16 protein-coding genes, 1 tRNA gene and 1 pseudogene are annotated in these 24630 nt (G+C 49.7%); 9 read left to right on the top strand and 9 right to left on the bottom strand.

Annotation, left to right across the window (positions count from 1 at the left end):
* Window positions 1-24 precede the first annotated feature (24 nt).
* The 3 genes and pseudogenes from OGV79_RS19470 to OGV79_RS19460 form a co-directional block, all read left to right on the top strand.
* Window positions 25-3393, top strand: a pseudogene (locus OGV79_RS19470) (autotransporter outer membrane beta-barrel domain-containing protein); the annotation flags it as partial.
* Between the two features lie 97 nt (window positions 3394-3490).
* On the top strand, window positions 3491-4072 hold the full coding sequence (locus OGV79_RS19465; RefSeq protein WP_047462248.1) for a LuxR C-terminal-related transcriptional regulator: 582 nt from the start codon (window positions 3491-3493) through the stop codon (window positions 4070-4072).
* A 62-nt stretch (window positions 4073-4134) separates the two neighbouring features.
* Window positions 4135-5646 (top strand): EAL domain-containing protein, encoded by a 1512-nt coding sequence (locus OGV79_RS19460; RefSeq protein WP_104868388.1) that lies wholly within the window; start codon window positions 4135-4137, stop codon window positions 5644-5646.
* A 190-nt stretch (window positions 5647-5836) separates the two neighbouring features.
* Here the strand turns inward: OGV79_RS19460 and OGV79_RS19455 are convergent, their stop codons facing one another.
* From OGV79_RS19455 to OGV79_RS19440, 4 genes are all read right to left on the bottom strand, one after another.
* The gene (locus tag OGV79_RS19455; RefSeq protein ID WP_049008221.1) at window positions 5837-6271 is read right to left on the bottom strand and encodes a DoxX family protein; all 435 of its coding nucleotides are present in this window, start codon (window positions 6269-6271) and stop codon (window positions 5837-5839) included.
* 14 nt (window positions 6272-6285) lie between these two features.
* Window positions 6286-8181: an amidohydrolase gene (locus OGV79_RS19450; RefSeq protein WP_071260188.1), complete on the bottom strand. Its 1896-nt coding sequence runs from the start codon at window positions 8179-8181 to the stop codon at window positions 6286-6288.
* Window positions 8178-8456: a XapX domain-containing protein gene (locus tag OGV79_RS19445; RefSeq protein ID WP_012131415.1), complete on the bottom strand. Its 279-nt coding sequence runs from the start codon at window positions 8454-8456 to the stop codon at window positions 8178-8180. Before OGV79_RS19445 ends, OGV79_RS19450 begins: the two co-directional genes overlap by 4 nt.
* 65 nt (window positions 8457-8521) lie before the next feature.
* Entirely contained in the window at window positions 8522-9202 is a 681-nt protein-coding gene (locus OGV79_RS19440; RefSeq protein WP_012131416.1) for a hydrolase, read from the bottom strand.
* A 524-nt stretch (window positions 9203-9726) separates the two neighbouring features.
* Here OGV79_RS19440 and OGV79_RS19435 point away from each other — a divergent pair.
* Complete coding sequence (locus OGV79_RS19435; protein WP_112001801.1) at window positions 9727-10629, top strand: LysR family transcriptional regulator; 903 nt, start codon at window positions 9727-9729, stop codon at window positions 10627-10629.
* A 211-nt stretch (window positions 10630-10840) separates the two neighbouring features.
* On the opposite strand, the gene OGV79_RS19430 is transcribed toward OGV79_RS19435, so the two are convergent.
* A complete protein-coding gene (locus OGV79_RS19430; RefSeq protein WP_071818848.1) occupies window positions 10841-11182 on the bottom strand; it encodes a helix-turn-helix transcriptional regulator in 342 nt (113 codons plus the stop codon).
* Between the two features lie 182 nt (window positions 11183-11364).
* Here OGV79_RS19430 and gap point away from each other — a divergent pair, with 182 nt between their 5' ends.
* The 3 genes from gap (at window position 11365) to OGV79_RS19415 (ending at window position 16853) form a co-directional block, all read left to right on the top strand.
* Entirely contained in the window at window positions 11365-12366 is a 1002-nt protein-coding gene (gene gap / locus OGV79_RS19425) for a type I glyceraldehyde-3-phosphate dehydrogenase (protein WP_286468815.1), read from the top strand.
* A gap of 384 nt (window positions 12367-12750) precedes the next feature.
* Window positions 12751-15294, top strand: a complete 2544-nt coding sequence (dosP, locus tag OGV79_RS19420) for an oxygen-sensing cyclic-di-GMP phosphodiesterase DosP (RefSeq protein WP_286468814.1) — start codon at window positions 12751-12753, stop codon at window positions 15292-15294.
* Complete coding sequence (locus OGV79_RS19415; protein WP_012131422.1) at window positions 15291-16853, top strand: sensor domain-containing diguanylate cyclase; 1563 nt, start codon at window positions 15291-15293, stop codon at window positions 16851-16853. Before dosP ends, OGV79_RS19415 begins: the two co-directional genes overlap by 4 nt.
* Before the next feature lie 42 nt (window positions 16854-16895).
* Here the strand turns inward: OGV79_RS19415 and OGV79_RS19410 are convergent, their stop codons facing one another.
* Window positions 16896-18320 (bottom strand): glucose/sorbosone family PQQ-dependent dehydrogenase, encoded by a 1425-nt coding sequence (locus tag OGV79_RS19410; RefSeq protein ID WP_199976271.1) that lies wholly within the window; start codon window positions 18318-18320, stop codon window positions 16896-16898.
* A 627-nt stretch (window positions 18321-18947) separates the two neighbouring features.
* Here OGV79_RS19410 and OGV79_RS19405 point away from each other — a divergent pair.
* A complete protein-coding gene (locus OGV79_RS19405; RefSeq protein WP_052194464.1) occupies window positions 18948-20552 on the top strand; it encodes an MFS transporter in 1605 nt (534 codons plus the stop codon).
* Between the two features lie 172 nt (window positions 20553-20724).
* Here the strand turns inward: OGV79_RS19405 and OGV79_RS19400 are convergent.
* Together OGV79_RS19400 and OGV79_RS19395 are read right to left on the bottom strand one after the other, a co-directional pair.
* A tRNA-Arg gene (locus OGV79_RS19400) sits at window positions 20725-20799 on the bottom strand.
* Between the two features lie 75 nt (window positions 20800-20874).
* Window positions 20875-21807, bottom strand: a complete 933-nt coding sequence (locus OGV79_RS19395) for a formate/nitrite transporter family protein (RefSeq protein ID WP_012131426.1) — start codon at window positions 21805-21807, stop codon at window positions 20875-20877.
* 288 nt (window positions 21808-22095) lie between these two features.
* Here OGV79_RS19395 and mlaA point away from each other — a divergent pair, with 288 nt between their 5' ends.
* Complete coding sequence (mlaA, locus tag OGV79_RS19390) at window positions 22096-22851, top strand: phospholipid-binding lipoprotein MlaA (RefSeq protein WP_024130145.1); 756 nt, start codon at window positions 22096-22098, stop codon at window positions 22849-22851.
* Window positions 22852-22913: 62 nt separating this feature from the next.
* On the opposite strand, the gene fadL is transcribed toward mlaA, so the two are convergent.
* Window positions 22914-24263, bottom strand: a complete 1350-nt coding sequence (fadL, locus tag OGV79_RS19385; RefSeq protein ID WP_024130146.1) for a long-chain fatty acid transporter FadL — start codon at window positions 24261-24263, stop codon at window positions 22914-22916.
* Window positions 24264-24630 lie beyond the last annotated feature (367 nt).

The following is a 24630-nucleotide window of genomic DNA, read 5'->3' as shown; positions in this document are numbered from 1 at the left end:
GCTGTCGCTGCGGGAATGATCGACGCTCAAAAAATTATTTTTGGTTCCGGAAATGGCGTACTGACTCTGAATCATACCAGCAGTGATTTTTCCCTTGGGGCAGATATCAGCGGTAATGGGGCAATAAATGCGTTAAGCGGAGTTTCTGCGCTGTCTGGTGATAACTCAGCTTATCAGGGGGACTTTAATATTGATGCTCCTGCCACGCTGGTTATTTCAGAACAAAAAAATATCGGCTCCAATGATATTGCGGTTACTGGCGGCACACTGGCGATTAATACCGATCATGACTGGCAGTTTATTAACCTGCTGACGGGGCAGGGTACGCTTGCAGTGAATACCGGGGGGAATATTTTTGATTTTAACTCCTCTTCATTGACCGATAATTTCAGCGGCATTCTGGCGCTTAAAGAGACCTTATTTAACCTTGCAAATACGAATACAGCTGCGCTGAAAACTATGTGGCTAAAGGTGGGCCAGGGAGCGACAGTTAAAGTGGGGCCAGGACAGCAGGTTATTGATGGACTTGCCTTTGACGGCGGTACGCTGGTTTTTGGCGATATTATTCCGGGCCAGACGACGACAGAAAATACCGTACATACCACAGGAATACTGGATATTTCAGGTCAGGGAACCGTACAGGTTACAACGGGAGCGGCCTTCAGTAACGACAGACCAACGCCGGATACTCATATCCCTCTTCTGGAACAGGATAACAGCAATATTCTTGTTCAACTTGTGTCCAGTGACGGAGGCGTTATCGGTAACGGTGGTAATTTAACGCTAACTGACCAGAGCAGTAATGCTATCAGTGATGCTGTTGAAGCCGATATCGCCCAGAATGGCGTGGTGGTGGCGAAAGGAACGTATGACTATCGTCTGACCGGCGGTGACAGTGATGACGGACTTTATGTCAGCTATGGCCTGACCCAGGTCGATTTGTTGGGTAAAGACGCCGATGCGCTTATCCTTGATGCGAACGGGAAAAGCGGCAACGCGGCTGACCTGAGCGCCAGAGTGACCGGCAGCGGCGATCTGGCGTTTGACAGCCAGAAAGGCCAGACGGTGACGCTGTCGAATATGGATAATGATTACAGCGGCGTCACCGATGTGCGCAGCGGTAATCTGGCGATGCTGAACGATAACGTGCTGGGAAATACCCGCGAGCTGAAACTGGCTGGCGATACCGGGTTTGATATGCGCGGTCATTCACAAACCATCGGCAAGCTCACGGCTGAAAGCGGCTCTCTGACCGATTTGAACGGCGGTCATCTGACGCTGACAAACGGCGGTGAAGCGTCTGGCGTACTGACGGGCGACGGGGAGCTCACCGTTGCAGGCGGAACCCTGAATGTCTCCGGGGCGAATACGGGGCTGAAGGCGACGACCACGATTGCTCAGGGCGCGACGGCGGTGCTGGATAATACGCTGGGGCTGGGTACCGGAGATATTGTTGCCGCCGGGCTGCTTAATCTGAGCAACGCCACGGGCGTGCTGTACAACAGCATCAGCGATGCCGGGAAAGTCGCGCTGGATGCCAGTGATGTGGTGCTTGCCGGCAACAATAGCCATTTTGCCGGGACCTTCGACATCGACAACGACTCCACGCTGACGGCCTCTTCCGCGCAGCAGTTAGGCACCTCCGCGATTCAGAATGCCGGTAAGTTTGTGCTGAACACTCACGAAAACTGGTCGCTGGAGAACGGTGTTACAGGCAGCGGGAGCGTGGTGAAGAATGGCAGCGGCAACGTCACGCTTAGCGACAGCGCCCAGTGGACCGGCGCGACGGATATCAACGCCGGTGGTCTGACTCTGGGCAGCGCGGATAACGCGTTCACGTTGGCCAGTCATCAGGTCAATATCGGGAAAGACGGGCGCTTATCCGGGTTTGGCGGCGTAGCCGGAAATATGGCTAACCAGGGCACGTTATTGATTGGCGATGACGTCAGCGCGGCTCGCAGAGCGGCTTCTTCACCTGTCAGCTTTACCGTAGGCGGCAATCTGACGAACAGCGGCGATATCTGGACCGGAAGCAAAGGTAAAGATGCCGGTAATCAGCTTGTGGTAAACGGGAACTATCAGGGAGATGGCGGTCATCTTCATCTGAATACCGCGTTGAATGATGATAATTCCGTCACGGATAAACTGATTGTTAAAGGAAACACCTCTGGCACAACCGGCGTCAGCGTGACGAATGCTGGCGGTTCTGGTGCGCAGACGATCAATGGCATTGAAGTGATTCATGTTGATGGTCAGTCCGACGGTGAGTTTACGCAGGACGGCAGGATTGTGGCCGGGGCGTATGATTATTCACTGGCTCGTGGTCAGGGCGACAACAACGGTAACTGGTATTTAACCAGTCATAAGACAGATCCAAATCCGGGGCCGGGCCCGAAACCTGAACCCGATATCCGTCCTGAACCGGGCTCCTGGACGGCTAACCTGGCGGCAGCCAATACGCTGTTTGTTACGCGGCTTCACGATCGTCTTGGCGAAACGCAGTACATTGACGCGCTGACGGGCGAGAAGAAAGTCACCAGCATGTGGATGCGTCAGGCGGGCGGGCATAATGCCTGGCGGGACAGCTCCGGTCAGCTTAAAACCCAGAGTAACCGCTATGTGATGCAGGTAGGGGGCGATGTTGCCCGCTGGAGCGGCGACGGACTGGATCGCTGGCACCTTGGCGTCATGGCTGGATATGGACACAACAGCAGCAACACGCGCTCCTCATCGACAGGGTATCGCTCTGACGGTTCCGTGAACGGCTACAGCGCCGGTGTGTATGCAACGTGGTATGCCAATGATGAAACGCATCAGGGCGCTTATCTGGATTCATGGGCACAGTACAGCTGGTTTAATAACAGCGTCAAAGGCCAGGATATTCAGAGCGAATCGTACAAATCTAAAGGGATCACCGGGTCGCTGGAGCTGGGGTACACCCACAAGCTGGGTGAATTTGCAGGAAGTAAGGGTTCTAAAAATGAATGGTTTATCCAGCCGCAGGCGCAGGCCATTTGGATGGGCGTCGAAGCTGACGATCATCGTGAATCGAATGGCACACGTATCAGCGGTGAAGGGGACGGCAACGTTCAGACCCGACTGGGCGTACGTACTTTCCTGAAAGGCCACAGCGCGATTGATGAAGGCAAAGCGCGCGAGTTCCAGCCGTTCGTGGAAGTGAACTGGCTCCACAATACGCGCGATTTCGGCACAAAAATGGATGGTGTCAGCATCCGGCAGGAAGGCGCGCGTAATCTGGGTGAAATAAAAACGGGCGTTGAGGGGCAAATTAATCAACAACTCAATGTCTGGGGGAATGTCGGCGTCCAGCTGGGCGATAAAGGATACAATGACACCTCAGCAATGATAGGGATTAAATATAATTTTAAATAGCAGAAAGGGGGCGTTGTGCCCCCTTTTTCTGTCGTGAGTTCTCATCTTTATAACATTAAAAAACAATTTTCTTCAGGAAGAATAGAGTGAGGGATGAATGATTGTAATCTCAGAAAATAGTTTTTTCCATCTTGGGGTTAGCGCATTAGTAGAAAGAATGGCATTGAATACCACCCGTAATTTGATTGTGTTTGATACGGGGCGCGATTGTCTCTATATGCTTGATACTGAAGAGGCAAAGATGCCTTTTTTCCATGAACCGATTTTGATTTTTTCACATTGTCGGCGTATTTATCTCACCGAGAAAAACAGAAAATTCAAAATCGAAACGCTGCTATCAAAAACGAAATCTCATCCCGCTGTCAGACGGAAGCGAGAAGTATTAACCGTAAGTGAGTTACGCGTCATAAAAAAAGTTTGTCAGGGGATCAGTCAACGACGAATTGCAGAACAGTTCAAGGTCAGCGAAAAGACGATCAGTAATCAAAAAATGAACGCCTTGCGAAAGCTGAGCATCAATAAAACAACAAAGTTTTTCGTTGAGTATCTGGCCTGGCTGAGATTGTGGCATGAGTATGTTGAGTATAAAAACAATCAAATGCGAAAACCGGTTAAACTCTCTGTCATCACGCCTGAAACCTTTACAAAAAGGCGGAGTGAGGTTTTAATAGAGGTTTAATCTACGTAAGCCAGGATGACAATGAGTCTTGCTTATATTTAAAGGGACTTTTACAGAACTCAATGAAACAACATGCTGGGGGATTGGTGGGAAACAAGCTAGTTTTTGTGATCGTATTCTTAACCATCACTATAACCGGCATGGTGACTTTTTGGCTGGGTGCGTCCAGCCGGGTAGATAATGACAAAAGAGCATTAATCCAGCGCGTAGATTCGCTACTGTTTGAAGCGAAACAGATATCAGATTCGTTGACCGCCCATTTAACAGAACGCTGCTCAGATGAAACGGTGCGTATGCTGACGAAACAGATACACCGTTATCCGCATATTGGGGGCATTTTCCTGTTGCAGGATTCGCGGGTATATTGCTCATCCGGGATGGCGAAACCTGAACTCAGCAATTTAACCGCAGGGGAGAACGGTAATCGGCTATTTTTAGTTGATGAAACGCCGGCATTTCGCGGGGAGCCTGTATTAGCCTACGTTACTGTGAGAGGAAATAACGCAATAGTGGTGACGATCAGTACCTACTGGTTTAAGTCGCTGCTTGCAGACAGTCGTTTACTTGTTAACGTGAATGGAAATATTCTCTCCGATGATAAGTTAATCAGTACAAACAGTATTGATTTTCAAAACTCCGCCTGGCAACAATCTAATATGTTTGATTATCAGGTAATGGAATACCCGGAACATACGGGCATTGCTTCTGTTCTTAACTTTATTTTTATTCTCTTTTTATCCGCAGCGATTGCCGTCCCTGCCGCTTTTCTGTTTAACTATACGCTACAACGAATCGCGATGTCCCGGTATATACAACTTCGCCGGGGGCTGCGCAAACAGCAGTTCGTTCCTTATTACGAACCCGTCATGAATTGTGCTTCCGGGGCATTATATGGCGCAGAAGTGGTCATGCGATGGAAGAAGGGGAACGATACATCCGTTATTAATGAAGAGATTATCTCTCTGGCAAATAAAACCGGGATGATATCTCCATTAGTTAACTTTATTTTACGACAGGTGGAAAAAGATATACTCTCTTTACGCCTCAGACTGCCGAGAACATTCTACATTAATTTCCGACTTAGTGAATCGATGATCGCTATGCCAGAACTTATTGATTCGTTTGTTGAGTTTCAACAACGCTTGCCCAGCGATGTAAAACTGACGCTGGAATTTCCTGAGGTTGTTTATCGTGATACAACGCTTGAGTTTGATTCAGTTCTCAGGAGGTTACGTGTTGAAGGCATTAAAATTAAAATGAGTTCCTTATTTTTAGAGCGTTTAAATGCTGACCGTAATTTATACCTTCCGGTTGACGCTGTCAGAATTGAAAAGTCAATTACCGGATTAATTTCGGACTCCAAAGAACCTGTCGCGAGTGTTGATGATATTATTCGTTCGGCAGTAAATAAAAACTATACGATTATCGCGGATGGTATTGAAAATGATCAGCAGTACCACTATTTATCACTGCGCGGTGTTGTTTTACAACAGGGGAATTACTGGTCAATGCCATTGTCCAGTTTTCATTTAATGCAGTATATTATTCAGAGCGATAAAGTATTACTGTGTTAATTTCTGATAATAATGCGAAATTTATCGATATATCATGCGCATATTACCCGGAGTAATATGCGCATGTATATATCAGGACTTAAGTTGTAGCGCGATCTCAACCACATATTTACCCTGGTGGCGGGCGATATCCAGTTCACGACTGTCACGAATGATCCACCACGGATTACCGCCATTGCTGAATGTTTTTTTATTCGTCAGCCGTCTTTTTCTGCACGTCCAGCCAGGCCACGAGCAGAAAGCCGCCAACAAGACCCAGATGCTCAAAAAATGCGTTGGCGGTGCTGAATCTCTCCATGCCTGCCGGAAGTTCCCAAAAGCGCAGCGCCAGGAACGTCGCGACAAGGGTGAACCCCGCCAGTGCCAGCGAAGCAAGCCAGCGCAGGCAACCCGTCAGGATCATGATTGACGCGCCCAGTTCCAGCGCAATAACCAGCGCGGCAAACAACGGCGCAGGAGACAGGCCGAAATGGTTCATCTCGCCGATAGCGCCCTGAAAATCCAGCAGCTTATTGATCCCGCCCTGCAAGTAGGCCGCGCATAGCCCGAGATAAGCCAGCCAACGGCATACCGCCGCCCCGATAAGGGGGCGAACGGCATGCGTCAGACGTTGTGAAAATGTCATGTCAGGTTCCACGGTCAGACAGCCCAGCAGGAGCAGCCAAGCGCGCCAAAGAACCCTTTCAGATCCGATACCGGCAGGCTGGATGTCCATGCGCCAGCATGATCGTGCCCGTGCAGGCCGCAGCCGTGAGAGCAACCGCAGGAGGCCATCGCCATTTGTCGTACGGCAAGCGAGTTTTTCCCCGCGCCTTCTGGCTCTCCCCATGCGGCGTAGCCTTTGAAGGTGCGCGTCGGCGACCAGTCCGGCATCGCGGGTGGGACAGGATTGTCATCCAGGGATTCGAAAGACCCCGCCCCCCAGACGATTTTTCCGCCCACCATCGTTAATTCTGAAGACAGGAAGGAGATCTCATCCTCGGCGCAGGCAAAAAAGTCTTTGTCCGGCACAATGAGGTCAGCGAACTGACCGGCCTGAATACGGCCTTTTTTACCTTCTTCATTGGAGAACCAGGTGACGTTCTCCGTCCACATTCGGAGCGCTGTTTCCCGATCCAGGCAGTTACGACGCGGATAAAGCTGCATGCCTCCCACGGTTTTCCCGGTGATCATCCAGGCGAGAGAAACCCACGGGTTATAGGATGCTACGCGGGTGGCATCCGTACCGGCGGATACTTTCACCCCTTTTTCCAGCATACGGGCAATGGGCGGCGTGGCTTCCGCAGCGCCGGCACCGTAACGCTCAACGAAATATTCACCCTGATATGCCATACGGTGCTGAACCGCAATACCGCCGCCTAACGCCGCGATACGATCGATTGAACGCTCAGAAATTGTTTCGGCGTGGTCGAAGAACCAGTTAATCCCTTCAAGCGGGATATCCTGATTGACCTTCTCAAAAACATCGAGGGCGCGAGAAATGGTCTCGTCATAGGTGGCATGCAGACGCCAGGGCCAGCGGTTTTCCGCCAGAATGCGAACCACTTCTTCCAGCTCGCCTTCCATTTCCGGCGGCATATCCGGTCGCGGCTGGCGGAAGTCTTCGAAATCCGCCGCCGAAAATACCAGCATTTCACCGGCGCCGTTATGGCGGAAGTAGTCGTTACCCTGTTTGTAGGTGACGGAGCGGGTCCAGTTGAGGAAATCCTCTTTCTCTTCCTGGGGTTTCTGCGTGAAGAGGTTATAGGCCAGGCGCACGGTCATCAGATTTTCATCTGCAAGTTTCTGAATAACGGCGTAGTCATCGGGGTAATTCTGGAATCCGCCACCGGCGTCGATGACACCGGTTACGCCCAGACGATTCAGCTCACGCATGAAATGGCGGGTGGAGTTAACCTGGTAGTCAAACGGCAGTTTGGGGCCTTTGGCCAGCGTGGCATAAAGGATGCCTGCGTTGGGGCGTGCCAGTAATAATCCGGTAGGATTGCCTTTCGCATCGCGGGTTATCTCGCCTCCGGGTGGTTCCGGCGTCTCTTTTGTATACCCGACAGCACGCAAAGCCGCGGCGTTCAGGAGCGCGCGGTCATAGAGATGCAGCAGAAACACCGGGGTGTCCGGCGCAATGGCGTTGATCTCTTCGATAGTTGGCAGACGCTTTTCCACAAACTGATGTTCAGTAAAACCGCCAACCACGCGAACCCACTGCGGTGCCGGGGTGATGGCTACCTGCCGACGCAACATATCCATCGCGTCAGCCAGCGAACGTACGCCATCCCAGCGAAGCTCCATATTGTAATTAAGCCCGCCGCGTACTACGTGCGTGTGGTTATCAATCAGCCCGGGTAATACCCGTTTGCCTTTCAGGTCGACGACTTTGGTTGCCGGACCTGCGAAGGCCATAATTTCAGCGTCGCCGCCAACCGCGAGAAACTTCCCGTCTTTGACTGCGACGGCGCTGGCGGTTGGGTTGCTTTTATCGAGAGTGGTAAACAGACCATGATGCAGAATAACGTCTGCGACAACATGTTGTGTCATGAGCGTTTCTCCTCTGAGGAATGACTGTCTTCAGCTGCCTGGCGGCCGGGGAGCTGCCCGAAGATATGGCTGATGGCATGTGTTTTGGTACAGGCCGAAGAAAAGGCTGTGCCGGACAGAAGTTGTTTGCCTACCGGAATAACTTGTTCGCCGACCAGCATTCCCAGCAAGCCAAGGAGGGCTATCAGCGGTGGGGCGGGGGAGCGGACATTCAGCAAACTGTAAATAATGCCGACAAGAAGTCCGGCACCCAGAGAAAGGATATACATTTTCATGCGGACCTCATCAGGACAGGCGCAATGCGTGGTGCATTACGCCTGCCGTAAATCAGTTGGAGGTGTTATTTAGCCGGGTTTGGGCCGATACGTTCGCCGTGTTGTACGCGCTCAGGCGCTTTATGAACCATAGTATAGGCATAATCGACGCCCATGCCGTAGGCGCCGGAGTGTTCACGCACGATATCCATAATGCCGTTGTAGGTCTCTTTACGGGCCCAGTCGCGCTGCCACTCAAGAATGACCTGCTGCCAGGTTACCGGTACGATGCCTGCCTGAACCATACGATCGATAGCGTATTTGTGCGCATCAACGGAGGTGCCGCCGGAAGCATCAACCACCATATAGATTTGATAATCCGCGTCTTTGACTGCACACAGGGCAAACGTGGTGTTACAGACTTCCGTCCACAGACCGGAAACAATCACTTTCTTACGACCATTCGCCGCCAGTGCATCACGAACGTTCTGATCGTCCCATGAGTTCATTGAAGTACGTTCCAGGATGTTGTTTTCCGGGAAAACGGCCAGGAGTTCGGGATAGGTGTTACCGGAAAAACTTTCGGTTTCTACGGTCGTGATGGTGGTGGGGATATTAAACAGTTTTGCCGCTTTGGCCAGGCCAACAACGTTGTTTTTCAGTACCTGACGGTCAATAGATTGTACCCCGAAGGCCATCTGGGGTTGCTGGTCGATAAAAATCAGTTGACTGTTCTGCGGGGTGAGGACATCAAGGTAATGAGACATATCACTTTCTCCTGAACTAATATAGTGTAAGCACAACATGATTAGAAATGCGCATTCCCGAAGAGAATAATGCCGTGTTATTCCTTCCTGACGTTCAACATTTTCCCGTCGCATTTATTTCATGTTACGGTATACGTGCTGTCAGCAATGTTCGTTCCTTATCCGCGTACTCTTCCTTTTATTTGTTATCCATCCGTCATCTGATTAATGACAGGGGAATATCTTTACCATCATTTTGATCTGTCGGTCAGAATGTGACGACAGACTCAGTTTAGAAGTTTTATGGCTAACATCAATGTTCAAAAACATTACTCACTGTCTTTTAAAATGTGACAATCATATTTTTCTCATGTCTTGTTTAAGAATTTTATACAACATGTTTAAGAAAACTTTTGGAAACTTATTATTTATTAAATATTGTTCCTTGTCATGACTCATGGGGTTTACGATTTCACCATCGGTAAACTATTATAGGGACTGTATTCATAACAGGACAATCATACGTCCCGTATCTGGTGACAGTAATGCATTTAGAAGATATTCGAATTTTTGTAACCATCGTAAATATGGGAAGTTTTACAGCAGCAGCCGAACACCTGAGTCTATCCAAACAATTTGTCAGCAGAAGAATGGCCGCGCTGGAGAAAAAAGTTTCAGCCCGATTACTGGTGCGAAATACCCGAAAGTTGTCCGTTACGGATACCGGCCAGGCTTTTTTTCATCATGCCCGGCGCATTCTGGAAGAGGTTCATGAAGCCGAGCAGGTTATCTCCGCCCGGCAGCAAAAACTGGCCGGGTCATTCAGGATTAGCCTGCCGATGACATACGGCATCAGGCGACTTGCCCCCCTGATTGTTGAATTTCAGGCGGCGCATCCAGAACTTACCGTTCATATTGATATGAATGACAGATATGTTGATGTGGTGGGCGAAGGCTACGATATGGTTTTGCGCATCGGGAACCTGATGGACTCTACCTTAATTGCTCGCTGTCTGGGTAAATTACCGATGGTGATTTGCGCCAGCCCGGATTATCTCCGTTTGCACGGTACGCCTCTGGCGCCTTCTGAACTGGCGCAGCATAGCTGCCTTTTGTATGGTCGGGAGGGGCAATTCGGCTGGAAATTGACGGAGGAAAATTCACCGAATACGTATGCCGTCAGAGGCAATCTGAGCAGTAATAACGGGGACGTGATCCGCGAGGCCGCAGAAGCGGGGGCCGGTATTGCGCTTTTGCCGCTTTTTATCGTTGAAGACTCGCTGCAACAAGGTGCTTTAGTGCAGATATTGTCTGATTACTCGCCGCCTCCGCTGACGATCAGCGCGCTGTATCCAAAACATCGCCAGCGCAGCGCAGTGACCCGGATCTTATTGCCATTTCTGGCCGAAAGAATTGCCGGCATCGTCGACCCGATTAAAAAAATATGAGTGATGTAGGGGCCGATGTTGTCAACTAAATCAGGATAGTGAATATGTTATTTGAGTATTGATGGGCTCAGGCAGTGACATAAAATGGCCGTGTCAAGCCGACGCTGATAACTATCATATGATCATCAAAGCGATGTAATCCCTGGTATTCCAGAAGGGATAAGATGTTCGTTGCTCTTTAAAATTATGCTTGCCTGATGTTCGGTTGAAATTAAACGCGTTCTCTTTTTTCTGTCATATCGCGTCTGACTTGTCCTGGCGTTTTCCCAAAGTATTGATGGAATCGTCTTGAAAAGGCTTGCTGACTGGAAAAACCTACGATAAAGGACACATCCATTATCGGTGTTCTGGTTGTCGATAAAAGTTCAAAGGCCTTATTTAATTTTAACTCTGTCACATACTGACCAAGGGTTACGCCGGTATGCGACTTGAATATTCTCTGGAGGTGCCAGGGAGAATATCCAGATCTCGCGGCTATGTCAGTAATTCGTAATGGTTTGTCTGTATTGTTGTGGAGCCATTCAAGTAGAACGTCGAGCACACTTTTGTACATGATAATACATCTGCCATTTTCGGTTATTGATTATGTATCAACGTATCATAATCATAATGCTTATATCGAACTTTATTGTGCAGTTTTTTTGATGATAACCAGCAATAAAATTATGCAGCATCGGTAATCTTGTTGTGTATGTTGGTAGTGTCTTATGAGCGCTTTTATTTTGAGGATTGAATATGAAAAGAATTGGCATCAATGGTTTCGGTCGTATTGGCAGACTGGTATTACGCCGGATTCTGGAAACCGAACTGAATGTGGAAATTGTCGCTATAAACGATCTTACCTCGCCGGATGTTTTTGCTTATTTGCTGAAATATGATTCAAACTATGGTCCCTTTAACGGCACGGTTTCCCATGCTGACGGTTCAATTATCGTCAATGGTAAAGTCATCAAAGTATTTGCTGAGAAAAATGCGGGTGATATCCCCTGGGGTAGCCTGGGTATTGATGTTGTTGTGGAATGTACCGGTTTTTATACCTCAGCAGAAAAAGCGAATGCCCATATTGAAGCCGGAGCGAAAAAAGTGCTTATCTCCGCGCCTGCTGGCGATATGAAGACCATCGTTTATCATGTGAATGATGAAACGCTCACTTCTGCTGATAACATTATTTCCGTTGCGTCCTGTACGACAAACTGTCTGGCGCCGGTGGCAAAAGCCCTGAATGACGCCTTTGGTATTAACGTCGGCACGATGACGACGGTACATGCTTATACCGGCACCCAAGCTCTGGTGGATGGTCCCCGAGGTAAAGACTTCAGGGCTTCTCGTGCTGCGGCGGAAAATATTATCCCGCATACGACAGGGGCGGCCAAAGCGATTGGTCTTGTTATTCCTGAACTTAACGGGAAACTGAAAGGTCATGCCCAGCGTATTCCGGTAAAAACGGGTTCAGTGACGGAGTTAGTGACCGTCCTGAATAAGACCGTCACCGTTGAAGAGGTCAATAACGCGCTGAGAAATGCAACAGTTGATAATGAGTCATTTGGCTATACGGATGAGCCAATTGTATCGTCTGATATTATTGGCATCCATTTTGGTTCCGTTTTTGATGCGACCCAAACGGAAGTGACCGAATTTGATGGCGTGCAACTGGTCAAAACGGTCGCCTGGTATGATAATGAATACGGGTTTGTGACCCAGTTGGTCAGAGTATTGAAGAAGTATATTTCCCTCTGATTTTTGTTGAAAAGAAACCCCTGCACAAAAATGCGGGGGTTTTTAAATGGTGATATAAATTTAGGTTATGTCAGATTTTTATTGTTGATGTGCGCTGTCGTTCAGGTAATGAAAACGGCAAACATGGCTTCGTACTGCGTAAGAAAAGGAACCGGGCAGAAAAGGAATAGCAGGCATGATAAGCGTGACATATTTTATACCGCTGAGTGGAAGTAATCCGTTTGCTTCAGTAGACTTTTCCTACAGGGTTTGAATAGCGAAACGCGGCAGGTGACGTCATCACCATGTATCGGCCTGCCTGAGGCTGTGGTTTGCAGGGACAATTGTTCAGGATAATGCGACTTTCCGTCAGTCAGGCATTATCTGTTGAGGAGTTATCTGAAAATGAAAGCTGCGGCTGACAATATTCTGTTTCCTGCTCTTGAGCAGACGTTCATGGCGGTTGTCCTCGTCGACGAGCGTAACCGGGTTCTGTTCTTTAACGAAGCCGCAGAGAAATTGTGGGGCTATTCCAGGGATGAAGTGCTTGGCCGGGATATGAATATATTAATTCCCGGGCCTCTGAAGCATGTTCATGGGGATTATGTCCACCATCACCGCGACGGGGGAAATTCCCGGGTTGTCGGGATGAATCGTGAACTTCAACTGGAACGAAAAGACGGCACGCAGGTCTGGACCAGCTTTTCGCTCTCCAAAATAGACGTGGATGGCCGCATCCACTACATGGCCGCCGCCCGGGACGTCAGCAAAGAGGTGGCCAGGCGCGAGCAAAACCGTCTGTTGTTGCTTGCCGTCAATAATACGGACAGAGCCGTGGTTGTTCTGGATGAACAACGTCGTATTGTCCAGACCAACCGTGCGTTCACCAGCATGTTTGGATATGGCGCAGATGAAGCCATGAACCAGGTATTCCCTGATTTCCTGCTGTCTTCAGGAAACAGCGATGACGCGCTAAAGCGTGTGGAAGAACATCTGCGGGGAAGTCGCTGGTTTCAGGAAGAACTCCTCACCGCGACCAGAAACGGCAGGGAAGTCTGGAGCCGGGTTTCGGTAAACCCTGTCCTCAATGAGCGTGACCACCGCCAGACCCGTAACCTTGTCGTAACCTTCGTTGATATTACGGAAGAACGTAATATTCGTAATCTGGAACGGGATGTACTGGCCGCGCTGACCAGCCGGATGACTTTCCAGGAAACGGGTGATTACATCTGCCAGCGAATTGGAAATATTGCGCCAGGCGTACTGGTCTCGGTATGCCGGATCGTCGATAACCGGATGCGCCCGTGGGCAGCTCCCGGTTTTCCAAAAGAATATGGTGAATACTGGGATGGCGTGGCCGTCGGTGAAGGCGTGGCAAGCTGCGGTACTTGTGCTGTGCGTGGCGAGCCCGTCATGGTCCAGGATATCAGCACCGATCCTCTATGGGCTCCCTATAAACATCAGACGTTGCCTCATGGTTTTCGGGCATGCTGGACATACCCTGTAAAACGTCGAGATGGTTCCGTGGCAGGGACGTTTGCTTTTTATTTCAGGACACAGAATGAGCCGGATACATTTCTGGTTCGCATTGCCGATGCCAGCGTTCATCTTTGCGCTCTGGCGATTGAGCGGGAGGAAGGTCGCCAGCAAATCGACCGGCTGGTTCGGTTCGATGCCCTTACGGGGCTGCCCAATCGTCAGTATCTCTATCACCATCTGGATAAACTGCTGTCGGGTAACGAACCGGAACTCGCCGTGTTTTTCCTCGATATTAACCGTTTTCGTAAGGTGAATGAGTCACTGGGGTATTCCGCTGGCGACCAGGTGATTATCACGCTGGCTAACCGCTTGCAGGAGAGGTTCGGGCCGCATCACTTTATCAGCCGGGTGGGTGGCGCGCAGTTTGTTGTGGTGGCGAGCGCCTGTCGTGTTGATGAGGCCTCACACCTGGCTGAGCTTATGCAGCATATCGTTGGCGCTGAAATGAGCGCCGCCGGGCAGACCTTCGAGCTTAAAGCCTGTATTGGGATCAGCCATTCCATTGGCGGCGACAGGGAAACGCTGCTGGCCCACGCCGAGAGCGCGATGGAGCGGGTACGTGAAAGCGGTGGAAGCTATCAGTTTTTTAACCCGGAACTGAATCAGGCCGTCATGCAACGTCTGAAACTGGGCATGGCGCTGCGAAATGCGATTACGGAGGGGCATTTGCGGCTGGAATATCAGCCTCAGATCAGGGCTGCGGACGGGCAGGTATACGGTTTTGAAGCGCTGACCCGATGGCACGATCCGCACGCTGGCGACATCTCTCCAGGGACGTTTATTCCTCTGGCTGAAGAGACGGGAGAGATAGAGCATATCGGCCTCTGGGCGCTGCGTGAAGTCTGCCGACAGCTTTTTGAATGGCGGGAAAAGGGCACGAATGTGTCGGCAGTATCTGTAAACCTGTCTGCCCATAACTTCCGTAAGCCTGATTTACCCCGTTATATCGCCGACCTGCTGAATGAATATCAGCTGCCCGGCAATATCCTGACCATTGAAATTACGGAAAGCGCCATGATGGAACTGACGGACGAGATGCTTGCGCGGGTCAGGGAGATTCGTGCGATGGGCGCGGGGGTCTCAATGGATGATTTCGGCACCGGCTTTTCCAGTCTGGCCAGCCTGGCGTATCTGCCGGTGACGGAGGTCAAAATTGATAAAAGCTTCATTGACCGGTTCGCCCGCGATCGTCGCGTCAATGCGCTGGTCGAAGCGGTTGTCAGTATTGGGCATAACCTCGACCTGACGGTTGTGGCGGAAGGTGTGGAAAATACCCATCAGCATCAGCAACTGAGAAAAATGGGCTGTTCCGTACTTCAGGGATTTCTTTTTTCCCGACCATTGTCGGCGAATACGTTACCGGTATGGCTAGAGGCTTACCGTTCACCCTTGCAGGATGCACAATCATGAAGAAAAAACTGTTACAGATGCTGAATTTGCGTCTGCTTATTATTGCTTTTGCGTTTCTGATGACCCTCCTTACTCTTTTCAATAGTTTCTATTCAGCCTGGCGTGTCCAGAAGCAGGTACTTATTGAGAATGAACTCAGTGAAAACCAGGCATATGCGGAGAGGATTGCTTCCACTATTGATTTGTATCTGGCGGTTTTCATGGAGCGTCTGGAATACAGTGCGAGCGTCATCGGTCAGCATTTCGATGATGAGAGCATTATCTCTGGTGAAATGATGAGGATGCAGCGGCGAGATTTTGGTTTTGATTCCGTTACGCTGGTGGATGAAAAAGGCAAAATTATTGGCGTGCTGCCTGAATCCCTGAACCTGAAGGGGAAAATGCTGACCACGCCAGGCGGCGTCGAGGCTCTCAAAGAAATGCAGCCGACGGTCAGCAGCGCCTACAATTCTCTGTCCGGTAATCTGGTGGTGTATATTTCACATCCCGTCAGGAATGCGCAGGGGAAATACCTCGGTTTTATTGGCGGCGCGATTTATCTGCAAAGAAGCAACGTTCTTTCTGCGCTCATTTCTAATCATTTCCGCAATGATGACAGCTATATTTATGTCGTTGATAAAAATGACCAGCTCTTATATCACCCCGATCCGGCCCGCAGAGGGGAAAAAGAGGAAGGCAATGCCGCAGTGAAAGCCGTGGAGCAAGGGCTGAGCGGCGCGATGGAGGTGACAAACTCCCGTGGCGTGGAAATGCTGGCGGGGTATGCCAGTATAAACACCTCGGGCTGGGGCGTTGTGGCGCAAAAACCAAAAGATAAAACCCTTACTGCGCTTGATGGGCTCATGTGGCAAATGATACGCGGCGTTGTACCGCTGGGTATTGTGGGGTTGTTTATTCTCTGGTGGCTGGGGAATGAAATCGTCAGACCATTGCGTCAACTGGCGGATCACGCCATTTCGATGGACAGCGATGAGTCCGCAGAAAAAGTACGAAACGTTCGATCATGGTATATCGAAGCCTCCCGACTCAGGCGCGCGTTGCTTCAGGGAATGGAATTAATCCGGGAGAAAATGAAATGGCTGAACGATCAGGCCAGCACTGACCCGCTTACCGGGCTGGTCAACCGACGGGCGGCAGAGAAACTGCTGGCTGAATACGAACATCAGCAGCGACAGTTTGCGGTGATTTCTCTGGATATCGATCGCTTCAAAGCCGTCAACGACACGTTTGGTCATGACATTGGCGATGTTACGTTAAAAGCGCTGGCGCAGCTGCTGAAGCGAAGCTGTCGTAAAAATGATACCGCCTGCCGTATGGGAGGAGAGGAGTTTATGATGTTTTTCCCGGAGACGTCGGTAGAGGCTGCGGCGGATATTGCGGAGCGGCTGAGAAAAGAGGTCGCCGCCGCAAAGATAGAGACGGTAGGGCATATCACCATTTCTCTTGGCGTGACGGTGTGGCCGTCGGGCGTTGACTCTGTCTCTCAGGCGCTGAAACGGGCTGATGAATTGATGTACCAGGCGAAACAGGCGGGCAGAAACCAGGTGGTCGCAGGATAAAAAAGCAGGCGAATACCTTATTCGTATTCGCCTGTTATTGAATTATTTGCCCGTGTATTCAAAGACGATAATAGAACCCGGGTTACTCAGATTATGCGTTGGATGGTTGGATTCATCCATCACATTACCAAAGTTATCCGTCGCCACGTAGATTTTACGGGTGTCCGGGCTGACCAGCACCATGCGGTAACGGTTTGCCGTGTGGAAATATTTCGCGACGTCACCCTGAACATCTTTCTTATCGGCATTCAGCAGAACACGGTACAGCGCGCCATTTTTCATGGAGCTGATAATCACCGAGTTTCGCCAGCCTTTAATTACGCCGTTTTCCGGGTAGTATGCCACGCTGGATGGTGCAATTGTCGGCCAGCAGATATATGAAGAATCCGGGCCGCAGCTGGCGTCGTTATAGGTAAAGCCTTCTTTGACCGTAAAGAACGTTTTAATCGGCGCTTTAAAGTCTGCGGCTTTCCACTCTGTTTCTTTCTGGACCGGAACGCCTGCCGGAATATGGTTAGGGTCCCAGGTCAGAGACGGGCAATTCGCCGCTTCAGAGTAGTTGGCATAAACATAAGCCTGATCGTCCTGGAAACCGGCAACGTGTGGCCAGCCATAGTTGCCGCCGGGTTCGAGGATATTCAGCTCGTCATCGGAGGATGGCCCTTGTTCGGATGCGTAAAGGGTATCGCCAATAAATACCAGTCCCTGAGGGTTACGGTGTCCGTAAGTAAACAGGTGGCTTTTGATGCCTTTAATAACGGGGTTATCATCTGGAATAGAACCATCGGTATTCAGACGCAGCACTTTACCGGCATAGGCGGCATAGTCTTTATTCTTCAGTTCATTCTCAGTGGGAATACGCTGAGCTTCGATAGGTTTACAGAAATTCGCGCCCTGGTTATGCCCTTGTTCACCGATGGTATAATACAACTTCCCGTCCGGGCCAAAGCGCAGGCGTCCACCGTTGTGGTCATTGCCCGCCGGGAATCCAGCCAGGATCTCTTTTTCATTACCTAGCTTCTGGGTTTTTTCGTCATATTCCAGGCGAACGATTTTGGCGTGTTCCTTGTCGCCGTTCATATAGGTATAGGCCGTATAAACATAATTATCGCCACCCGGTTTCATGAAGTTCGGTGACAACGCCAGGCCCAGAACGCCTTCATGCTGCGGCCCGGTATGAACCCTGCTCAGCGTAATGGCGACTTTTTTCTCACCGGTTTTCGGGTTGATACGATCGATAGAAGCGGCTTTACGTTCGGTTACCCATAAATAATCATCCGGCCCCCACACCATATCCCACGGGGCATCAAGCCCGCTAATGAGGACATGCGCGGAAAAAGGTTCTGAGGCTTGTATCTCGGTTTGTTTTGAATTTGCGGCCTGTGATGAGGTTGCGGCATAACTAACGCCAGATATGGCAAGGGCTAACGTAACAGCCTGACTGATGCGCTTTATTTTATTATTCATCATTGCGTTCCTGTATATGATAAATAGTTTCGACGGATGTCGAAATTTTCAAAGATGTAACAACTATTGTCCTTGAGAGGTAATTTGTCAAGTTGCGCCAGAAGCCGATAATTTATTAAAAATGAATCTGTTGCGATAAGGTGGAATAAGTCGATTTGGGTGTGTCGGCATTGGGGGGTTGTTTAACGTGTTGTTTGTACTGAATGTTTTCTCTGGCAGTTGTTAGAGGTTCATTTGTTGGCTTCTCACAATATCGCGATATGAATTTATTGTCTCATTTTTTGAAATTCACTGTCCGACATGTGTTGTTAATGTTGATTTTCACCCACTGGATTATGTAGTTGTGTTCTATAATGAGAGTGATGTCCATGAATAATCTCTATTTTTCAGTGATAACACTTTATTTAAGGATTATCAGGCACATTTCTACCGGAGATGGTATTGTCTGAACGCGGATTTTAATTCTTGTTATTTATTTTTATAAAAGGTAATGTCATGAGATAAGGGACTGTATCTAAATATTCCCCATAAATCTTCTTTTCCTGTTTTGTATTTTGATTACGATATCGTTGATATCTGTGACAAGTAAATGATTACCGGTCATCTTAAGCTGGAGGGCATATTTATATGGCAGAACAACATTCATCAGCATGGTCACCTTTACGTAACCGTGTTTTCTTCATGTTATGGATAGCCACACTCTTTTCCAATATCGGGACCTGGATGAATGATGTTGGCGCCGGTTGGTTGATGACCAATTTAAGCCCGGACCCTGTCATGATTGCCGCTATTCAGGCAATGACCACGCTGCCCGTATTCTTGCTGGCGTTACCTGCGGGGGCTATTGCGGATATTTTCGACAAGAGAAAATTACTTATTCTTGTTAATATTATGATGCTGTGTGCCGCGTCTCTGCTCGCAATTATCGTCTATTTTAATGTTGTCAGTATCGGATGGTTATTATTCATCACGTTTATTCTCGGGTCCGGCGCCGCGTTTTTAGGCCCGGCATGGCAGGCCATTGTACCTGCTATTGTTGAACCTCATGAATTAAAATCCGGGATTGCGTTAAACAGTATGGGTATTAACATCAGCCGGGCGATCGGGCCCGCGCTGGCCGGTATTTTGATTTCACAGGTCGGTCTTTATCTTCCTTTTCTTCTGAATGCGTTGAGTTTTATTGCGATTATTGCTGCGGTATGGTGGTGGAAAGGAGAAGAAAAAACGAACGGGAGTCTTCCGGCTGAATCTGTTGTTGCCGCAATGGTTTCAGGTTTGCGTTATGCCCGTTACAGCCCTGAATTAATGAGAACAATAATAAAGGCTGCCAGCTTCTTTGTTTTTGCCAGCGCGTATTGGGCAATGCTCCCGCTGGTGGTGAGACTCTCACTTCAGGGAGATGCAACATTATATGGCGTGTTAACAACCAGTATCGGGATCGGCGCTGTCTGTGGCGCATTCAGTTTGCCCGCGCTGCGTAAGCGACTCAGTGCCGGCGCTCTTATTACCTCAGGAACATTCGGTACTGCTGCCGTATTACTGATATTCGCCGGAGCAGCATCTCAATATGCCGCCATTTTCGCCAGTATTGTGGCTGGTTTCAGCTGGATTATTACCTTGTCAACGCTCATGATATCAGCCCAGACAGCGCTCCCGGACTGGGTTCGCGCAAGAGGGCTGGCCTTGTACCTGACCGTATTTTCCGGGTCAATGGCATTCGGTTCTCTGGTCTGGGGACAAATTGCCTCGCATACGTCAGTAACCACAGCATTACTTTCTGCCGCAATCGGTATTGTCGTTGTCTGGTTATGCGTATTAAAGGTAAAAATTGACCATGACAATATTAACTTGCAGCATTCAGATCACTTTAGCCTTGCTGAGGACGGTCTTAATGATATTACCGGCCATACCGGCCCGATGCTGGTGTCTGTTTATTATCATGTCGATGCTGAAAAGAATGGCCAATTTATCAGTTTGATGAAAAAGTTAAAAAATATCCGGTTAAGGGATGGCGGTTACGCCTGGGGACTGTTTGTAGTTCCTGAGAAATCCAATGAATTTATTGAAACATTCATGGTGTCGTCATTGGCTGAACATCTGCGTCAGCACGACAGAGCGACTGTCGATGACAGACAAATACAGCAGCAACTGGATGACGTCATTCTGAATAAAAAAGCAACACACTATTTTTCTGCGAGTGTAGCGGAATCCTTTGTCATACAAGAGGAATAAGAATAAGCGTTCAGCTTATACCGTCTGGTGAATAATAGAACGTTGTGGGGCGGCAGGACTGAATCACGCATCATCCTGTCTGCCTCGTGGCAATGTAGAAATGCAAAATCACAAGACGATGGCTGATTGTGGCGGTTTTACTGAACCCGGCAGACGTCAGGAGAGGTATGTATGGTGTCCCCTGCAGGAATCGAACCTGCAACTAGCCCTTAGGAGGGGCTCGTTATATCCATTTAACTAAGGAGACGAGGCGGCACGAGTATAGCGTTTTTTACCCTGCACAGTAAGTATATCGCCGCCTGACTGCTCAAACAGTCGCCATTCAGGACTGTTTTTTCTGCTTTTCCGCCTTCTTTCCGGCACGCAGCCTGGCCTCTTCTTTGCGTCTGGCGCTCATATCATTACGGATCTGCGCATGGCTCATAAGCGCGAAGATGAATGTACCGCCGCAGATATTCCCCGCCAGCGTGGGCAAAGCAAAGGGCCAGAAAAAGTCGCTCCAGTGCAGCGTGCCGTTAAACACCAGATAGAGGATTTCAACCGAACCCACGACGATATGGGTCGTGTCAGCGAGGGCGATAAGCCAGGTCATCAGAATGATCACCACGATTTTTGCGGCGCCGGCAGCGGGAAACATCCATACCATTGTGGCAATGATCCAGCCGGAGATAATGGCATTGGCAAACATCTCGCCAGGGCTGTTTTTCATCACATCCATGCCGATTTTGACAAACGCATCACGCGTTTCTTCGTCAAATATAGGCATATATTCAAAAGCCCATGCGGCGATGCCAGTACCGACTACGTTGCCCAGTAACACCACGCTCCAGAGCCGCATCAGCAGACCCGCGTTGCCCATCGTCGGGTTTTGCATCACCGGCAGAACGGCGGTGACGGTATTTTCAGTAAACAACTGCTGGCGCGCCATGATGACGATGATAAAACCAAAGGTATAACCCAGATTCTCAAGTAAAAAACTGCCGGGGACGCCGTCCAGCTGTACGTGAAAAATACCTTTCGCCAGTAGCGAGGCGCCCATTGAGAGCCCTGCGGCAATGGCTGACCACAGCAGCGCCATAGCGTCACGCTCCAGCTCTTTTTCGCCGTCCTGGCGGATATGTTCGTGAATCGCCATCGCGCGTGAGGGGAGGCGATCCTCGTCGACCTCTATCTTTTTCCCGCGTTGTTTTTCTTCGCTTTCGACTTCGAGTTCGTCACTGTGTTGATCAATTTTCTCTTCGCTGAATTTATCCATTGTGAGACCTCGTGATGAACACATTTGTCTAAAGCGTAGTGGCTTTTATCCGACTGAAGGCAGGGCAAACTCTGAAATCGCAAAAAAGGCGACGCGCGTTTTTACCCGCCCGGTTAGAATGAAACCCGCCATGAGCCAGAGTTACAGGCTATGATCAAATCAACAAGAATCAGTATATAGACATCATTTGACGTGCTGTTACAATCGCTCACACCTAAACAGGCGGATACGGTCTCGTTCCGTCATGGATGGCAATCAGCGATAGCCATAATCAACAGGGAGACATTTATGAAGCTTCGCCTGTCGGCGCTTGCGCTGGGGAGCACACTGCTGGTGGGATGTGCAAGCTCCGGTACAGAACAGCAGGGGCGTTCAGATCCGCTCGAAGGATTTAACCGCACCATGTACAACTTCAACTTTAACGTGTTGGACCCGTATGTCGTTCGACCGGTCGCTGTCGCCTGGCGTGATTATGTTCCGCAGCCTGCCAGAAATGGTTTGAGTAATTTTACCAGCAACCTCGAAGAGCCTGCGATTATGGTGAACTATTTCCTGCAGGGCGATCCCTATCAGGGCATGGTGCACTTCACCCGCTTCTTCCTGAATAGTATTTTGGGAATGGGGGGCTTTATTGATGTTGCGGGGATGGCGAATCCAAAACTACAGCGTGTTGAACCGCACCGTTTCGGCAGTACGTTAGGCCATTACGGTGTGGGGTATGGCCCCTACGTGCAACTTCCGTTCTATGGCAGCTTCACGCTGCGTGAAGATGGCGGTGATATGGCCGATACCCTTTATCCGGTACTCTCCTGGCTCACCTGGCCGATGTCTATTGGTAAATGGACCATTGAAGGAATTGAAACCCGCGCGCAACTGCTGGATTCCGATGGTCTGCTGCGTCAGTCTTCCGACCCGTATATTCTGGTGCGTGAAGCATACTTCCAGCGTCATGACTTCATCGCTAACGGCGGGAAGCTTAAACCGCAGGAAAACCCGAATGCCCAGGCGATTCAGGACGATCTCAAAGAGATTGATTCTGAATAACCACACGAGGCTAATAAAAAAGGTGAGTCAAAAGACTCACCTTTTTTTACGTCTGATGAAAATCAGAACGCGTAGTTAAAGTTCGTACCGAACAGCCAGGCTTTACCGTCAGACTTGAAGGAGTAAGCTGCCGGGCCTTCCCCTTCGGTGAATTTCACGTTCTGACCGTGCATATAGGATGCGCCAACGTCAATAGAAGCATCTTCATTGAAGGCGTAAGTTGCACCCGCGCTCAGCCACAGACGGTCCTGATCGGGAATAGAAATGGAACGTTTGTTTGCCGGAACCGGGCTATCGTCATACGCGATACCGGTACGGAAAGTCCAGTTCTTATCGTAGTAGTAGGTCGTACCCAACGCGATACGGTACGCATCCTTAAAGCTTTCATCTTTATAGAAGAGCGTCTGGCCGTCGTCGCCTTTGGCTTTTAACTCCTGGAACTGGCTCCAGCTGGTATAAGTCAGGCTATAGTGGATAGCCCATTGCGGCGCGACGCGGTTATAACCGGAGATTTCCCACATTTCAGGCAGGTTCAGGGTTAAGGAACCATTCTGTGTTGCGCCGCCAGTGCCGTATGGCAGGCTTGAAAGCCCCATACTGGCGAAAATATTGTTCAGATTTGGGTTAATGGAGCTTTTGTAATCGCCTTCGAAGTCGATTTTCACTTCAGAGCGGTAGGTCAGGCCCCAACGGTTATCCTTGTCGAGTTCATACAGGATGCCTGCATTCCAGCCGAATCCCCACTCATCACCCTTCAGGTGGGCGATCTGGGAGTCAGGGGAGTTAATGCCATCCGTCCACTGAGAGGGTACGCCTTGTCCAACCAGCTGTTGTGAAAGCACCGGACCGAGGGAACCCGCGTAGCGCTCAATTTTAGCCTTCGCGTAAACCGCATCAAAACCGACCCCGAAGCTCCAGCTATTATTCAGGCGATAGGCGCCGCTGAGGTTCAGGTTCACCGTTTGCAGGTCTGTTTTACCGCCATAGATACCGGCTGAATAATCTTTATTGAATTCGGTGGCGAGGCCATAGTTGGAGGTAATGGATGCCCCCCAACCGAACTGATCGTTGATCGGCGCAACGAAGTGCAGGTTAGGAACCCACGCTGTTGGCGCAATATTATTCGCGTTGGCATTTTGCCCGGTTAAGTTAGAGCGGCCGGTCACATTGACATCTGGATCGATATACACCGCACCCGCAGAGAAGGTGGGGCGATCGAACATCATAATTAACGCCGGGTTGCGGCTAACGTTACCGGCATCATCTGCGATAGCGCCTTCACCCGAATAAGCCCGGCCAAGGCCAGAGGAAGAAAATTCGTTTAACTGAAAGCCTGCAGACCAGGCCTGTGTGGAGACGATTGCCACTGCGACTGCGAGAGCAGACTTTGTAAACAGGGTTTTCTGGCTCATGACCATAACCTCATCGATTTATTTTTATACAAACTATGTTACATGCCGTAACAGGAGCGCGAAGTGTAGGGTCTGAGGTACGACAGAGAAATCAGACCAGTGGCGTGAGTATAGGTCTGACCAGCTGGAATGTTGCAAGTATGTTTATAATATTTTTCAATTGTGATCGTGGAAACGCGATCCAGCTGGCAAATTTGAGGCCTGGCGCACTCACTCGATTGGGCGATTTTTGTTTTAGATCATTTTTAAGTGTGATTTCGGTCACTTATCCCATTTTGCGTCATTAACGACTGGAGAGCCTTTTTCCACGAGCGTAAAATATCCTCAATATTTATCTGGCACTTTGAGTGCAAATACAGAGGAAATC

Source organism: Citrobacter sp. CK185 (genome assembly GCF_030333565.1).
Lineage (GTDB): Bacteria > Pseudomonadota > Gammaproteobacteria > Enterobacterales > Enterobacteriaceae > Citrobacter_B > Citrobacter_B koseri.
The sequence above is the reverse complement of the archived record's forward strand: the minus strand, read 5'-3'. Positions and strand labels throughout refer to the sequence as shown.

Bases quoted from the DNA above. Each gene is read 5' to 3' on its own strand.
- OGV79_RS19405 (WP_052194464.1), top strand. From the start codon at position 18,948: ATGGCAGAACAACATTCATCAGCATGGTCACCTTTACGTAACCGTGTT.
- fadL (WP_024130146.1), bottom strand. From the start codon at position 24,263: ATGAGCCAGAAAACCCTGTTTACAAAGTCTGCTCTCGCAGTCGCAGTG.
- OGV79_RS19440 (WP_012131416.1), bottom strand. From the start codon at position 9,202: ATGTCTCATTACCTTGATGTCCTCACCCCGCAGAACAGTCAACTGATT.
- OGV79_RS19430 (WP_071818848.1), bottom strand. From the start codon at position 11,182: ATGTACAAAAGTGTGCTCGACGTTCTACTTGAATGGCTCCACAACAAT.
- OGV79_RS19435 (WP_112001801.1), top strand. From the start codon at position 9,727: ATGCATTTAGAAGATATTCGAATTTTTGTAACCATCGTAAATATGGGA.
- OGV79_RS19415 (WP_012131422.1), top strand. From the start codon at position 15,291: ATGAAGAAAAAACTGTTACAGATGCTGAATTTGCGTCTGCTTATTATT.
- OGV79_RS19395 (WP_012131426.1), bottom strand. From the start codon at position 21,807: ATGGATAAATTCAGCGAAGAGAAAATTGATCAACACAGTGACGAACTC.
- OGV79_RS19410 (WP_199976271.1), bottom strand. From the start codon at position 18,320: ATGAATAATAAAATAAAGCGCATCAGTCAGGCTGTTACGTTAGCCCTT.
- OGV79_RS19450 (WP_071260188.1), bottom strand. From the start codon at position 8,181: ATGACACAACATGTTGTCGCAGACGTTATTCTGCATCATGGTCTGTTT.
- OGV79_RS19465 (WP_047462248.1), top strand. From the start codon at position 3,491: ATGATTGTAATCTCAGAAAATAGTTTTTTCCATCTTGGGGTTAGCGCA.
- dosP (WP_286468814.1), top strand. From the start codon at position 12,751: ATGAAAGCTGCGGCTGACAATATTCTGTTTCCTGCTCTTGAGCAGACG.
- gap (WP_286468815.1), top strand. From the start codon at position 11,365: ATGAAAAGAATTGGCATCAATGGTTTCGGTCGTATTGGCAGACTGGTA.
- OGV79_RS19445 (WP_012131415.1), bottom strand. From the start codon at position 8,456: ATGAAAATGTATATCCTTTCTCTGGGTGCCGGACTTCTTGTCGGCATT.
- mlaA (WP_024130145.1), top strand. From the start codon at position 22,096: ATGAAGCTTCGCCTGTCGGCGCTTGCGCTGGGGAGCACACTGCTGGTG.
- OGV79_RS19455 (WP_049008221.1), bottom strand. From the start codon at position 6,271: ATGACATTTTCACAACGTCTGACGCATGCCGTTCGCCCCCTTATCGGG.
- OGV79_RS19460 (WP_104868388.1), top strand. From the start codon at position 4,135: ATGAAACAACATGCTGGGGGATTGGTGGGAAACAAGCTAGTTTTTGTG.